Origin of the sequence: Gluconacetobacter sp. (genome assembly GCF_047721585.1) — a bacterium.
GTDB classification, from domain to species: Bacteria; Pseudomonadota; Alphaproteobacteria; order Acetobacterales; family Acetobacteraceae; genus Gluconacetobacter; species Gluconacetobacter dulcium.
In genome coordinates this window covers 1-13,855 of record NZ_JBDNXE010000111.1, presented here as the reverse complement: position 1 = coordinate 13,855, position 13,855 = coordinate 1, and the positions used below count along the sequence as shown (strand labels likewise).

The following is a 13,855-nucleotide window of genomic DNA, read 5'->3' as shown; positions in this document are numbered from 1 at the left end:
CAGCGGGATTCTCATCCTGTTTGACGTATTTCTCATCCTGATTGTCGCACCGCACTCAGGCGTGCCCCGGCACGGAGCGGCCCGGCTTCGACCCCTGCGACGACGCAACGGTACCAGTCCGGCCCCGCCTCCGGACGCGATAGGGCGAAGACCTCCATCGCGCAGCCATATTCGAATGCGCACAGCCCATCATAGGCGAGAACGACAACGAGAGGGCGATCGGACATAGACAAGAACTCTGGCAGGATCGGAGCGTAGATGACCGATCCGGACACTTACGCCAAATCCATCATCCTAGGAAGATAGCGGCTCCTCACCCGAATGGAGCAAAGACCTATGAAGCTGGTCGGAAAACTGGATTCTCCTTACGTACGGCGCGTGGCCATTTCCCTGACGCTGATGGAGGTTCCGTTCGAACATGTCTCCCTCTCGGTGTTTCAGGATGAGGCCGCGTTCGTCGCGATCAATCCCGTGCTGAAGGCGCCGAGCCTCATGACGGAAGATGGAACGGTCCTGATGGAATCGACCCTGATCCTCGACCATATCGAGCATGGGTTGCCGCCAGCCCGGCGGCTGATGCCGGAGGATGCTCCGGATCGGACGCAAGTGCTCCACACGCTGGGCTTCGCCCTGGTCGCGGCGGACAAGGCGGTGCAACTCGTCTACGAACGGACGCGCCGGCCGCCGGACAGGCAGTATCAGCCCTGGGCGGAACGCATCGTCGATCAGGTCCATGCCGCCTTCTCGATGCTTGATGCGCGCTATGCCCGTTGCGCCGGTGACTGGCTGCTGGGAACGGTGTCACAGGCCGATATCTCAACCGCCGTCGCCTGGACTTTCGCCCGCAACGAAATCCCCGACATCATGACCGGGGACGCGTATCCGGCTCTCCTGCGCCTCGCCGCCCGAGCGGAAGCACTGCCGGCATTCCTGAAATGGCAACCGAAATAAGCAATATTTGGGAGAATACTATCCGATACAGGCGGATGCTGGAGGGCGCGCCGGGTCGTCATCCTCGGCGCGCCGCGACAACGGACATATTCCTGCCCGCTGTCGCGTTCGATGCTTTTGAAAATCAGGGAATCAGACGTTCCGAACGCAATCTGGCGAACAGGTCAAAGAATGAGTCCGGCGTGTACTGGTAGTCCGTGAAGCCGGCGCGCCTGCTTTTGCTCATGTCCGTGACGCATTCCACGGGACGGCCGAGATCGGCATCGGTATGCCATGCGGACGCAACGCGATGAATGTCGGGTTCCGCCAGACCGTGACGCGCCGCCATGTTCGTCCAGACCCTGCTATCCTCCGCAAGCATCTCGTCCAGAGACAGCGCGGCTTCTGGATAGGGCGCGGCTTCGATGCCGAACCATGTTGCGAGGTCCGGCCAAAGCCATTTCCAACGGAAGACGTCGCCATTGACGATGTTGAAATCCTGATTCCGCGCGGCGGCGGTCGTGCCCGCCCAATGCAGGTGGCGAGCCAGTTGGCGCGCGTCTGTGACATCCGTCAGGCCATGCCATTGGTTGGGTGAGCCGGGGAATACGAACGGCCGCCCGGTCTCGCGACAGAGGCTGGCATAGACGGCGAGAGTGGAGCCCATATTCATCGCATTGCCGACGGCATGGCCGATGATCGTGCTCGGACGATGCACGCTCCAGGAAAAGCCGTGGCGTGATGCGGCCTCGAACAGGGCGTCTTCCTGATCGTAATAGAAATTCGCGATCGGGAGGCGTGGCATCTCTTCACGAAACGGCGTTTGTACGCCACCGCCCTGGGCATAGGCTTCGAACGGGCCGAGATAGTGCTTGAGCCCCGTCGTGAGGGCCGCGTGACGGATCAGCCCCGGTGCGGGCAGCGCCGCGAAGACGTTTCGCACCATCGCGCCGTTGACCCGGCAGTTTTCGGCTTCCGTCGCCATCCGCATCCATGAACAGAAATAGATGTGGCTCGGCCGTATTCCGGCCAGGGCCGTCCGCAACCCTTCCGCGTCCAGCAGATCCGCCGCGATGGGGATTGCGCCGCGCCCCTCCTGCCGGGGGCGGCGCGCCAGGCCGTGGACGACCCAGCCATCCGCGACCAGCCGGGCCGCGAGATTCTGCCCCACGATTCCCGTGGCGCCGACGATCAGTGCGCTATAAGACATGCCCAGTCTCCTTCGGCAATCAGACGGCGGGGGGATTGAGGCGCGCAAACGCGGCCTGGCGGTAATAAGGGAAATACGGATAGGCGGCTTCTGTCCGGCTCGCATCATCCAGGCGCGCCGTCTGTTCATCCGTGAGGCGCCATCCGACGGCACCGAGGTTCTGGCGCAGTTGTGCTTCATCGCGCGCGCCGATGATGACCGAGGCAACCGTGGGCCTCGAGGTGAGCCAGTTGAGGGCGATCTGCGGCACGGTCTTTCCCGTCTCGCCCGCGATTTCGTCCAGCATATCGAGAACACGGAACAGACGCTCGTCATCGACGGGCGGCCCGAAAGCGGCTGTCTGGTTCAGCCGGCTGTCCGCAGGGAGTTTCTCGCCGCGTTTCAGGCGGCCGGTCAATCTTCCCCAGCCCAACGGACTCCAGACCAGCGCGCCTACGCCCTCTTCTCGTCCGAGCGGCATCAATTCCCATTCGTAATCACGGCCGACGAGCGAATAATAGACCTGATGGGCGGCATAGCGCGGCCAGCCATATCGCTCCGCTATTCCCAACGATTTCTCCAGTTGCCAGCCGGAGAAATTGGAGACGCCGATATACCGGACCTTTCCGGCGCGGACGAGTTCGTCCAGCGTTGCGAGCACTTCCTCGAACGGCGTTGCGGCGTCGAAAGCGTGAAGTTGGAGCAAATCGATATAATCAGTGCCCAGGCGCCGCAACGACGCTTCGACGGCAGGAAGCAGTCGCGCGCGAGACGTGCCCGCCTCTGCTGGCCCTTCTCCCGTCGGCAGGCCGGTCTTCGTGGAAATCAGCACCTTGTCGCGCCGGTTGCGGATCGCTTCTCCCAGCACCTCTTCCGATGCGCCGTCGGAATACACGTCGGCTGTATCGAACAGGGTGACGCCGGCATCCAGGCAGATGTCGATCAGCCGCCGTGCCTCCGTGGCGTCGGTCTTGCCCCAGGCGCCGAACAGCGGCCCCTGGCCGCCAAAGGTGCCGGCACCGAAGCTGAGCAACGGAACCTTGAGGCCGGATTTTCCAAGCGACCGATAGTCCATCCCGTCTTCCTTTCGATCCTGCACATGCGCGTGCCGTGAGCGGACAGGATAAGGGGCAGGGAATTCGTGATATAGAGTGCCGGATGGAACATCATCTGTGATATGAAAGACCGAATGGCAGGCATCGAGATCAATCGTTCACGCGAAATGGCGGTGTTCGTACACATCGTCGAACAGGGCGGCTTCTCGGCTGCCGCGCGGGTGTGTCGGATGACGCCATCGGCGATCAGCAAACTGATCGCCCGCCTCGAAACGCGCCTGGGCGCACGGCTCGTCAACCGTTCGACACGACGTTTCCAACTGACGCCCGAAGGGTGCGTCTTCTACGAGCGCGCCACGCATATTCTGGCGGATATCGCGGATGCGGAACGGAGCGCTGGGGCTGGCGAACGGCCTTTCGGGCGTGTCCGCCTGACGACGAGCGCTTCCTACGCCATCCATATCCTCGCACCGATCCTGCCAGACTTTCTCGACCTCTATCCCGATATCACCCTGGATATCGTCCAGACGGACATGGTGATCGATCTTCTCTCCGAGCGGACGGACGTGGCGGTGCGTGCCGGACCGCTGAAAAGTTCAAGCCTCGTCGCACGTAAGCTGGGTGAGACGCCGTCGGTCATTACCGCCGCGCCCGGTTATCTGAACCGCTTCGGTGTGCCAGAGACCATCGCCGACCTGGACCGGCATCGCAGGCTGGGTTTCGGCTATCTCCGCGCGATCGATGGCTGGCCTTTGAAACAGCACGATGAGACGATCGTGCATCCGGCATCCGGTCGCGTTCAGGCCAGTGACGGGGAAGCGCTAAGACAACTCGCATTAAGCGGAAACGGCCTTGCCCGGTTGGCGCTCTTTACCGTGCGCGACGATATCGCCGCCGGACGACTGGTTCCCGTTTTGGAAAGGTTCAATCCGGGGGATCACGAAACATTCTACGCCGTCCATGCGGGCGGAAGCAGTCCGCTTCCCTCGCGTGTTCGGGCATTGCTCGATTTTCTCGCAGCGCGTGGGCGCGTGGAATGAAAGATCATGTCGAATCAGGATGGTTGACGGTCGCGCTGCGGAACTGAAGTGCGTGGCTGGAATGTCCGCGCGGGACTGGGTCATCATGTCATGGAGGCTGCGAATGCCGACATCCGCTAAGCGCACGGTTCCGTACTGATTCTGTCGTGGTCTGTTTTCAATGCGACATGCAACCGAAGAAAAACCTCGTGAACCTGCTGGTTCATGAGGTTTTTGATGAGATCGTTGGTTGTGGACACGGTGTGGTCGATACCAACATGCCTTTTCTCATAATTCTCTTTTCGGAATCGGTCGTCTCAGGACATAACGAAACTGACAGTATCGAGCGTGAAACTGCCATCGTCTTCGATCTCGAAATATGCGCGCACATCGTCCGGTGCCGCCCGTTGCAGAGAGCGGATCGCCTGAATGCGTTCGGGCGGGGTGCGCGTGCGTGCGACCCAACTGGAAAACGCCATGCGCAACCGCCGAGGTGTCATGGCCTGCATGGCAAAGCCGGCGCGCCCGAGAGCCGACACCCATTCGGACACCGTGTAGTCCCTTACGTGCGAAATGTCGCGCGTCAGTTCCAGCGTCTGGAGCCAGCTATCGCAGAGGACATGTGACGGTGCGGCGACATCGATGAACATGGCGACGCCGCCGGGCTTCAGGACGCGGCGTGCCTCGCGCAATCCCTGCTCCATATCCTGCCAGTGATGGGTCGTGAAGCGACAGAGAACCGCGCAGAAACTGGCATCCTCAAATGGAAGGGATTCAGCGAAAGCCTGTTGCGTCGCGATGTTGGACAGTCCGCGTTCTTGCGCCGTTCGACGCACCGCGTCCAGCATATCCGGCGTAACGTCGCAGGCGACGACCTGCTCCACATGCGGGGCGACCCGGTAGCTGACATGTCCGCCGCCGCAGCCCAGATCCAGAACGCGACGGAACCCCCTGCCGGCAACAGCCTGTTCGATTTCGTCCAGATCCTCTCCGGCGCTGTGGACTGCACTGGATACATAATCCGCTGCGCGTTCTCCGTAATGGCGTGCGGCGTAACTGTCCGACGTGTCTGTCATGATCGCTCCTTTCCGTTGACGCGCGCAGGATGGGCGGTTCATGAACCAGGGATAAGGTCTATTGTTATACTGGTATAAAAAGTGCCACCATGATCTCCATCCCTGAGCAACGCCGGACCCTTGGCGCCTTTCTTCGTGCCCGCAGAGAGGCGTTATCGCCCGAGCGGGCGAGGATTTTCCCGATGCCGGGCCGCCGACGCACCCCAGGTCTGCGACGGGAGGAAGCCGCGCAGCTCTGTGGCATCAGCACGACCTGGTATACCTGGCTGGAACAGGGGCGCGAGGTCGCCTGTTCCAACCTGGTGCTCGCAAGGGTGGCCGATGCCCTGCTTCTGTCGTCGGCGGAACGAACCTACCTGTTCGAACTGGCCCGTCAGAACGATCCGCAGGCACCCGCCGCCGCGCCCTCGCATGTGGTACCGCCAGAGCTGCTCCGCATGTCGGATTTGGTAACCGCCCCGACATATCTGCTGGACGCGCTGTGGTCCGTGCGCGCCGCCAACGCCGGGGCGCGGCATCTCTTCGCGGGATGGATCGGCGGCGAAGAGCCGAACCTGTTGCGCTATGTCTTCCTGAACCCCGAAGCCCGCATCTTTCTCGACGACTGGCCCGATCGCGCGCGACGGCTTCTTGCGGAGTTCCGTGCCGATACCGCCCGCCGGCCGGATGACGGGGCCATGCAGGCGATGGTGGAGGACCTGCGCGCGGCAAGCTCCGATTTCGAGCGGCTGTGGACCTGCCACGCAGTGCTGTCCCGCGAAGGAGGACGACGCATGTTCAACCATCCGCAGGACGGCGTGCTTCATTATGAGCAGATCACGCTGATTCCCGCCACATATCCTGGGTACAAGGTGGTGACGCTCATCCCTTTCCTCGGTTGAGGCTCGGGCACTCCCTGCCGTCGGGCAACGGCTATCGTCTGTTTTGTCGAACGCCTGTCTTCATGTGATTCTCGGCGACGATCACGATCACGATCACGCCCGCCCTCCGCCGGCGGAAGCGGCAGGAAATAAACCTTCCGAAAGGCTCTGTTTTCGTTAGGGGCCAAAATGCGCGCTTTCTTGGAGCGAAGGCTCCGGGGTGGGCGCAACCCTCATGGGAGCATGGTGGTGCGGGGCCGTTCCGGGTTATGAGTCCTGCATCATGGACGAATGGGTTGGGAACGGGCGATGCGGAACAGCGCGCGGATCTGGGAATACGTCGAGGCCCGCAAGGGGCCGCTGATCGCGCTGAGCGATGCGGTGTGGGCGGTACCGGAACTGAATTTCGGTGAATTCCGCTCGGTTGCGCTGCATGACGCGGCGCTGGAGCAGGCGGGCTTTCGCGTGACCCGCGATGTGGCGGGCCTGCCGACCGCGATCATGGGCGAGGCCGGGGACGGGGGGCCGGTGATCGCCTTCCTGGGCGAGTATGACGCGCTGCCGGGGTTGAGCCAGGAAGCCGGGGCGATGGCGCATCGGCCGCTGTCGGGCGATGGAAACGGCCATGCCTGCGGGCATAACCTGCTGGGGTCGGCGTCGCTGCTGGCGGCGGTGGCGCTGAAGGACTGGCTGGCCGAGACCGGGATGCCGGGGCGGGTGCGCTATTATGGCTGCCCGGCGGAGGAAGGCGGCGCGGGCAAGGGCTTCATGGTGCGCGCGGGCGTGTTCGATGACGTGGATGTTGCGATTTCGTGGCATCCCTTTGCCTTCGCCACCGTCTTTCCGCCGGCGGCACTGGCGAACATGCGCATGGATTTCACCTTCACCGGGCGGTCGGCCCATGCGGCGGCGGCGCCCCATCTGGGCCGTTCGGCGCTGGATGCGGCGGAACTGATGAATGTGGGGGTGAACTATCTGCGCGAGCATATGCTGCCGAGTTCGCGCATCCATTATGCCTATCAGGATGCGGGCGGTACGGCGCCTAACGTGGTCCAGTCGCGGGTGGTCATTCGCTATACCGTTCGCGCGGCCGAACTGGACGATATGCTGGCCCTGGCCGCGCGTGTGCGCAAGGTGGCCGAAGGCGCGGCGCTGATGACCGAAACCCGAATGGACTGCGCGGTGGTCAGCGGGATGGCCAACCTGCTGCCGAATCCGCCGCTTGAGGCGGCGATGCAGGCGAATCTGGAACGGCTGGGACCGCCGCCCTTCGATTCGGCGGATCGGGCGTTCGCCCGGGAGATGCAGGAGACCTTCACGCCGGAGGATATCGTGGCGGCGTTCCGCCAGGTGGGGCTGCCGCCGACGAGCGACATGACGCTGTGCGATGTCGTGCTGCCGTATCCGTCGCCGGCCGGGCCGATTCTGCTGGGCTCGACCGATGTGGGAGATGTGAGCTGGACGGTGCCGACCGTCCAGGCGCTGGGGGCGACCTGCGCCATCGGTACGGCGCTGCATTCCTGGCAGATGACGGCGCAGGGCAAATCGTCGGTCGCGCACAAGGGCATGGTCCATGTCGCCAAGGTCATGGCGGCGACGGCGGTGGATGTGTTGTCGGACCCGGAACTGCTGGCGCGTGCCCGGCGGGACCATGCCGCCCGGTTGGCCGAATGCCCCTATGTCAGTCCGATGCCGCCGGATCTTGTGCCGCCGGTTATGAGGCAGTCTTCCTGACCTTTCTGGTTTAATGGACGTGCGGTAAAGATTTTTTTGTTTCAAAGTTGCATTTAAAGCACGTTCTGCCGCAGAAATTTTTTTTGATGCCGGAAAGGTCCGGGAAACAAATGTCTTTTCGTCCCGTCGAGGGGGACACCCTGAAAAAACCGTTACGATAAGGGGATTATGTCATTGCCCATACGGGACGGACCCTTGTAAACGGGCATGGTGTTTCCGCCTTCGGACGGTCGTGCTGCCCGGAGGGTGTCGTTAATGGTAAGGTTTTCTGTCCTGTCTGCTGGGAGAACTTGATGACAAACGCTTTTCGGCGTCCGGTGGCCACGCGCCGCCAGATGCTGACACGAATCGGTATCCTGGGGGGCAGCGCCGCCCTGTATCAGGCCATGACGAGCCTGGGCCACGCCGCGGGAACGGATTTCCAGGGGCCGCCCGCGCTGAGCGGCGGCAAGCCGGGGACGAAAGTGCTGGTACTCGGGGCCGGCCTGGCAGGCATGCTGGCGGCGTACGAACTGCGCAAGGCCGGCTATCAGGTCCAGATCCTGGAGTTCCAGGACCGTGCCGGCGGCCGCAACATCTCGTTGCGCGGCGGGGACACCCTGACCGAACTGGGCGGGGCGGTGCAGAAGGTGCAGTTCGCTCCGGGCAACTACATCAACCCCGGTCCGTGGCGGATTCCCTATCATCACCAGGGCCTGCTGCATTACTGCAAGACCTTCGGCGTCGCACTGGAGCCGTTTGTCGAGCTGAATCATAATTCCTGGCTGCATTCCAGCGATGCATTCGACGGCAAGCCCGTGCGCTACCGCGATTTCGCTGCGGATTTCACGGGCTTTACGGCGGAACTGCTGGCCAAGGCGATCAACCAGCACAAGCTGGACGACGTGGTCTCGGACGACGAGCGGGCTCATGTCGTCTCGGCGATGCGCGGCTGGGGCGGGCTGACGGCCGATGGCGCGTATCGCAAGGGGGCGATCAGCTCGCTGCGTCGTGGCTTTGCCAAGCCGCAGGGTGGCGGGATGGACGGCGCGCCCGTGCCCTCTGACCTGTTCGCGCGGGGCGATGTCATGCGGTCTGGCCTGTGGCAGTGGATCGCGTTCCACGAGCGGCTGGACATGCAGACGACGATGTTCCAGCCGGTCGGCGGCATGGACCAGATCGGCAAGGGCTTCAACCGCCAGGTGCATGACCTGATCACGCTGCACTGCAAGGTGACGGCGATCCATCAGGACGACCGTCATGTGACGGTGACCTATAACGACATGGCCCATGGCGGCGCGGTGCGGCAGGCGGAAGCGGATTATTGCGTCTGCACCATCCCGCTGACGATTCTGTCGCAGCTCGACGTGCAGGTCAGCGGCCCGATGAAGGCGGCGATCGCGGCGGTGCCCTATGCGTCGTCGGTCAAGCTCGGGCTGGAATTCAAGCGCCGGTTCTGGGAGCAGGACGACCAGATCTATGGCGGCATCAGCTTCACCAACCAGCCGATCAGCCAGATTTCCTATCCCAGCCACGGCTATTTCTCGGATGGGCCGGCGGTTCTGCTGGGTGGCTACATGTTCGGGCCGGCGGCCTATGATTTCGCGGGCATGACCCCGGCCGAGCGGATCGAGCACGGTCTGGCGCAGGGCACGGCCATTCATGCCAACTATCGCCAGGAATTCCGTACCGGCGTGTCGATGGCGTGGAGCCGCATGCCGTGGACCCTCGGCTGCTGTTCCATGTGGTCGGAACAGGCGCGCAAGACCCATTACAAGGCGCTGTGCGCGATCGACAACCGGATCGTGCTGGCCGGTGAGCATGCGTCGTATGTCGGCTGCTGGCAGGAGGGGGCCATCCTGTCGTCGCTGGATGCCATTACCCGTCTGCACAAACACGCGCAGGGAGCTGCCTGATGCGGTCCGTATTTCTACTTCTGGCCGGCCTGACGGCCGGCGCGTTCCTTGCTCCGCAGGCGCGGGCCGACAGTGCCAGTGCCGTCGTGGGCAAGATGCAGCCGTTGAAGACCGGGGCCGACGTGTACCAGCATGTCTGCCAGAGCTGCCACATGCCTGACGCCAAGGGGGCCGAGGGTGCCGGTGCCCGCTTCCCGGCACTGGCGGGAAATGCCAAGCTGGCCAGCGCGGATTACCCTGTCTATGTCGTACTGAACGGATTTGGCGGCATGCCGTGGTTTTCCGGCATGTTGACCGACCAGCAGGTGGCGGACGTGGTGAATTATATCCGCACCCATTTCGGCAATCATTACACCGACATGGTGAAGCCGGCGGATGTTGCGGCCCAGCATCCGACCATCAGATCTGAAGAGGATTGACAGGGATATGACGATTTTCAGGACAGTCCGCATCGCCGCGCTGGCGTCGGTGCTGGCGGGCGGCGCGATTTCCGCCGCCGGAGCGGCGGATGTGGTGCGGCACAGCGAGCCGGGCAGCCATTTCCCGATTTCCACCGCGATCGAGGTGCCGCCGGGGGCCACGACCATCTATCTGAGCGGCATGGGCGCCCCGCCGGTCGACAAGACCGCCGATCCGAAGACGCTGGCGGCCTATGGCGATACGGAAACCCAGGTGCGCGGCGCGCTGACCCGTATTCAGGGCGAACTGGCCAAGCTGAAGCTGACCATGGGCGATGTCGTCAATATGCACATCTATCTGGTCGCCGATCCGAAGCTGGGCAAGATCGACTTTCCGGGGATGATGAAAGCCTACACCGAGTTCTATGGCACGCCGGCCCAGCCGAAGCTGCCGACGCGCTCGGCGTTCGAAGTCGCCCATCTGGCCAATCCCGGCTGGCTGGTCGAGATCGAAGTGGTTGCGGTGCGCACCCACTGATACAGGCTCCGGGAGGGGTTTCTCCCTCCCGGAGGATTCCGATGATCGGCCTGCGTGGGAACCTATGGATATGTCCGGGCATTAAGCACGGAGCATAAGCGGAGGGGAGGACCGGCAGGTGACGGATCTGGTACGGCGTGCGGCGGTTTTTGCGGCATCGATCCATGCCGCGAGCGGCCAGCGCCTCCGTTATACTGACGAGCCGTTCATTACGCATCCCATGCGGGTGGCCGAACTGGTTGCCGGGACAGGGGCGCGCCCGGAGGTGGTGGCGGCGGCATGGCTGCATGATGTTCTTGAGGGGACGCCGGTAACGCTGGCGGAACTCGTCGCGATCTTCGGGCCGGATGTGGCGTCGCTGGTGGACATGGTGACGATGTCGGCACATTGCCTGGCCGATGATCTGCCGGGGCCGGTGGACCACGAACAACTGGCCCGGGCTTCGGCCGAAGCGCAGACCATCTGCATTGCCAGCCTGATCGACAATACGGCGCAGATCATGCGCTACGAAACCCGGCGGCGCAGCTTCTTCCTGCATGAACAGCGCGAGATCCTGCGTCGTCTCGGCAAGGGTGATGCCGGATTGTACATGATGGCCGCGATGGTCGTGGACTGATGTCCGGGCACCTGTAGCCATCCGCCCCCGGATATTGGGGCGGATGGCCGTCGGGTGCCTATGTGAGGACGGAGAAATCGAGGTTGCGTGGATCGCCCTCGATGACGCGGCGCCGGCGTCGCTGGTCCTGATAATGCTGCCGGGTGGCGGTGATGGGGTCGTCCGCTCCCGCTTCCTCAAGGCGAATATCCTGAGCCCGGAGCGTGCCCATGCCGGTCAGCAGGATGCCGTAATGAAGGCTTTCGGCATCGTCGGGGATCTGGAGGACGATGTGCCGCGTCGTCCAGTCCGATGTGCCGGTCACCGCGCCGCCGCTTTCGCGGGTGATCAGATTGTCGAAGAGAATCGGGGTCGGTCTGCCATCGTCGACCCGCATCCAGATGGTGGCATGGCCGGTAACGTCGCGGGTTGCCAGCCGGGCGGAGAAGCGCAGGCGCCGGCCGATGAACGGGCGGGCATCGACCGCCTGCATCAGGGTGGCAAACCCTTTTTCGATCCGCGCGGCGTCCGGGTCGTCGGCCTGGAACAGGCAGTCGATGGTGAGGATTCGCGGCGCCGTACCGCCGGGTTCCGGTTCCACGCCGATGCTGTAGTTTTCGGGGGTCGTGCCGGCGGCAAACCAGCCTTCCGGCAGGCGGGCGGGTGTGGCCTGGCGTTCGGCCGCCGCGATGCGGGCGGCCAGGGTGTTCCAGTTCCGGAAACCGAATTGTCGCGCTACGATTTCCAGGCTTTCCGATGAGGTGATCGGGGTGCCGTGTTCCGCGAGTGCCGCGCGGAGAGTCGATGCCATGAGCTTGGCGTGTCTGAAGGTACGCATACCCAACCTCGTCTGTCAGGGCGAACCGTCGGGATCAGGGCCTGCGTTGCTGACGGGTTCGCCCGAACAGGAGGGGGCTGGACCGAAGACGCGTTCACCGTGGCCGGAAGGGCCGCAGGCGGCTGGTCGCGTCGAACCGGCCACGAATTTACGACGTGGCCGGCCGGCGTCAAATGAAATCGGCAGCGTGTTGCCGTGTTACGGCGTGGCCGATGCCGGGTTGGGCTGATTGTCGGTGCGGCGGATGAAGTCGGCGATGTTGTCGTGCAACTGGGTCAGGGCCGGGATGTTGGCGTAGACCATGTGGCCTGACTGGTACTGGCGGAATTCGATATTCTTCTGCAAGGCGGCCGGGATCGGCAGGTGGCGCATTTCGTAGACCCCTTCGTAATACGGGGTTGCCAGGTCGAAATAGCCGGCATTGAGCATGATTTTCAGGGTCGGGTTGGTCTTCATCGCCTCCGCGAGGTCTGGCATCACGTTGGCCGGGCCGTCGGATTCCGTGCCGCCGCCGGCTGCGTGGTGGAAGTTCCAGTGCTGGATGTCGATTTCCGGACGATAGGTCAGGCCGTCACCGTAATTCAGCGTCTTGCGCACGTAATCGTTGAACAGGGACACGTAAGCCGAACTGATGGCGGTCGATTGCGGGTCGTAATCGGCTTCCTTGCTCATCGGGTCCAGAGCGGGGCCGGAGAAGCGGGTGTCGAGGCGGCCGGTCGTCATGCCGTCGTCCGATTGCAGGGTCTTGGAGAACTCGCCGCCGTCGATGCGCAGGTCGGCGCGGCGGATATAGTCGGCGGGCAGTCCGGTATAGGCGTGCAGCCGCTCGACGATCCGTGCCCGGTCGGCATCGGGCAGGGCTGCGCCCTGCTGGAGCGCCGCCAGATAGTCGGTGCTGGCGAAATGCTCGACCTCGGCCAGGAACGCCTTCAGGTCTGCGGGCTGCTGCGGCAGCTTGTGGTGATACCAGGCGGTGGCGGCGTAGGTGGGCAGGGCCAGCACGAACGGTTCGTCCATGCCGGGATTCAGCGCCGGTTCGTCCACGCTGTTGTCGTAGCTGAGGATCTGCGACAGCAGGATGACGCCGTTGAAGTCGATATTTTCCTGATTTTGCAGGTCATTGACCAGGACGGCCGAGCGCATGGTGCCGTAGCTTTCGCCGAACAGGTATTTCGGCGAGTTGTAGCGGCCGTATTTCGCCAGGAACTGGGTGATGAAGCTGGTGAAGGCCTGGCCGTCGGCATCCACGCCCCAGAACAGCTTTTCCTTGTCCTTGCCGTTGAGGCGGCCGAAGCCGGTGCCCGGTGCGTCGATGAATACCAGATCGGTGACGTCGAGCAGGCTTTGCGGATTGTCGATCAGCCGGTAGGGGCTGGCGGGGGTGTGGGTGTCGTCGTTCGTGACCACCCGGCGCGGGCCGAAGGCGCCCATATGCAGCCAGACCGAGGAGGAGCCCGGCCCGCCATTATAGACGAAGGTGATGGGGCGGGAGTCCGGGCGGCTGTCCTTGCGGAAATAGGCGACATAGAACATCGACGCCGTGGCGTCGGGGTTGCCGTCGATGGCATGGGCGTCGCTGCCCGGCGTCTGGTGCTGGACGGTCTCGTCGGAATCGTCCCAACCATGGGGGTGCACGACCAATGTGCCGGCGACGGCCTGGTAGGCGACGGGTTTGCCGTCGATCGTGATCGTGCCGCTGCTGGTCCGTTCGATGGGTTGGGCGGGGTG

At 63.5% G+C, this 13,855-nt stretch carries 14 protein-coding genes; 8 read left to right on the top strand and 6 right to left on the bottom strand.

Annotated elements, in window-relative coordinates:
* Positions 1–32: 32 nt before the first annotated feature.
* The gene (locus ABF821_RS16425; protein WP_415530798.1) at positions 33–227 is read right to left on the bottom strand and encodes a hypothetical protein; all 195 of its coding nucleotides are present in this window, start codon (positions 225–227) and stop codon (positions 33–35) included.
* Positions 228–336: 109 nt separating this feature from the next.
* On the opposite strand from ABF821_RS16425, the gene ABF821_RS16420 reads away from it, so the two are divergent.
* Positions 337–951 carry a glutathione S-transferase family protein gene (locus ABF821_RS16420; protein ID WP_415530797.1) on the top strand — a complete coding sequence of 205 codons (615 nt, stop codon included), beginning with the start codon at positions 337–339 and terminating at the stop codon, positions 949–951.
* Between the two features lie 124 nt (positions 952–1,075).
* Here ABF821_RS16420 and ABF821_RS16415 read toward each other — a convergent pair whose 3' ends face one another.
* Both ABF821_RS16415 and ABF821_RS16410 read right to left on the bottom strand, forming a co-directional pair.
* Positions 1,076–2,140, bottom strand: coding sequence for an SDR family oxidoreductase (locus ABF821_RS16415; protein WP_415530795.1), 1,065 nt, complete (start codon positions 2,138–2,140; stop codon positions 1,076–1,078).
* 19 nt (positions 2,141–2,159) lie between these two features.
* On the bottom strand, positions 2,160–3,194 hold the full coding sequence (locus ABF821_RS16410; RefSeq protein WP_415530794.1) for an aldo/keto reductase: 1,035 nt from the start codon (positions 3,192–3,194) through the stop codon (positions 2,160–2,162).
* 102 nt (positions 3,195–3,296) lie between these two features.
* Here ABF821_RS16410 and ABF821_RS16405 point away from each other — a divergent pair, with 102 nt between their 5' ends.
* Complete coding sequence (locus tag ABF821_RS16405; protein WP_415530793.1) at positions 3,297–4,214, top strand: LysR family transcriptional regulator; 918 nt, start codon at positions 3,297–3,299, stop codon at positions 4,212–4,214.
* A 296-nt stretch (positions 4,215–4,510) separates the two neighbouring features.
* Here ABF821_RS16405 and ABF821_RS16400 read toward each other — a convergent pair whose 3' ends face one another.
* The gene (locus tag ABF821_RS16400) at positions 4,511–5,269 is read right to left on the bottom strand and encodes a class I SAM-dependent methyltransferase (protein ID WP_415530792.1); all 759 of its coding nucleotides are present in this window, start codon (positions 5,267–5,269) and stop codon (positions 4,511–4,513) included.
* Positions 5,270–5,358: 89 nt separating this feature from the next.
* On the opposite strand from ABF821_RS16400, the gene ABF821_RS16395 reads away from it, so the two are divergent.
* From ABF821_RS16395 to ABF821_RS16370, 6 genes are all read left to right on the top strand, one after another.
* Positions 5,359–6,150, top strand: a complete 792-nt coding sequence (locus ABF821_RS16395; protein ID WP_415530791.1) for a helix-turn-helix transcriptional regulator — start codon at positions 5,359–5,361, stop codon at positions 6,148–6,150.
* Positions 6,151–6,438: 288 nt separating this feature from the next.
* Positions 6,439–7,863 carry a M20 family metallopeptidase gene (locus ABF821_RS16390; RefSeq protein ID WP_415530790.1) on the top strand — a complete coding sequence of 475 codons (1,425 nt, stop codon included), beginning with the start codon at positions 6,439–6,441 and terminating at the stop codon, positions 7,861–7,863.
* Positions 7,864–8,156: 293 nt separating this feature from the next.
* Entirely contained in the window at positions 8,157–9,758 is a 1,602-nt protein-coding gene (locus tag ABF821_RS16385) for a flavin monoamine oxidase family protein (RefSeq protein ID WP_182973481.1), read from the top strand.
* Positions 9,758–10,177, top strand: a complete 420-nt coding sequence (locus ABF821_RS16380) for a c-type cytochrome (RefSeq protein WP_182973482.1) — start codon at positions 9,758–9,760, stop codon at positions 10,175–10,177. Before ABF821_RS16385 ends, ABF821_RS16380 begins: the two co-directional genes overlap by 1 nt.
* A gap of 7 nt (positions 10,178–10,184) precedes the next feature.
* Positions 10,185–10,694 (top strand): RidA family protein, encoded by a 510-nt coding sequence (locus ABF821_RS16375; RefSeq protein WP_182973483.1) that lies wholly within the window; start codon positions 10,185–10,187, stop codon positions 10,692–10,694.
* Between the two features lie 118 nt (positions 10,695–10,812).
* Positions 10,813–11,310 (top strand): HD domain-containing protein, encoded by a 498-nt coding sequence (locus tag ABF821_RS16370; RefSeq protein ID WP_415530789.1) that lies wholly within the window; start codon positions 10,813–10,815, stop codon positions 11,308–11,310.
* Positions 11,311–11,368: 58 nt separating this feature from the next.
* Here the strand turns inward: ABF821_RS16370 and ABF821_RS16365 are convergent, their stop codons facing one another.
* A complete protein-coding gene (locus ABF821_RS16365) occupies positions 11,369–12,127 on the bottom strand; it encodes a glyoxalase superfamily protein (protein ID WP_415530788.1) in 759 nt (252 codons plus the stop codon).
* Positions 12,128–12,325: 198 nt separating this feature from the next.
* Positions 12,326–13,855, bottom strand: a 1,530-nt coding sequence (locus ABF821_RS16360) for a S10 family peptidase (RefSeq protein ID WP_415530787.1), incomplete at its 5' end; no start/stop codon positions are given.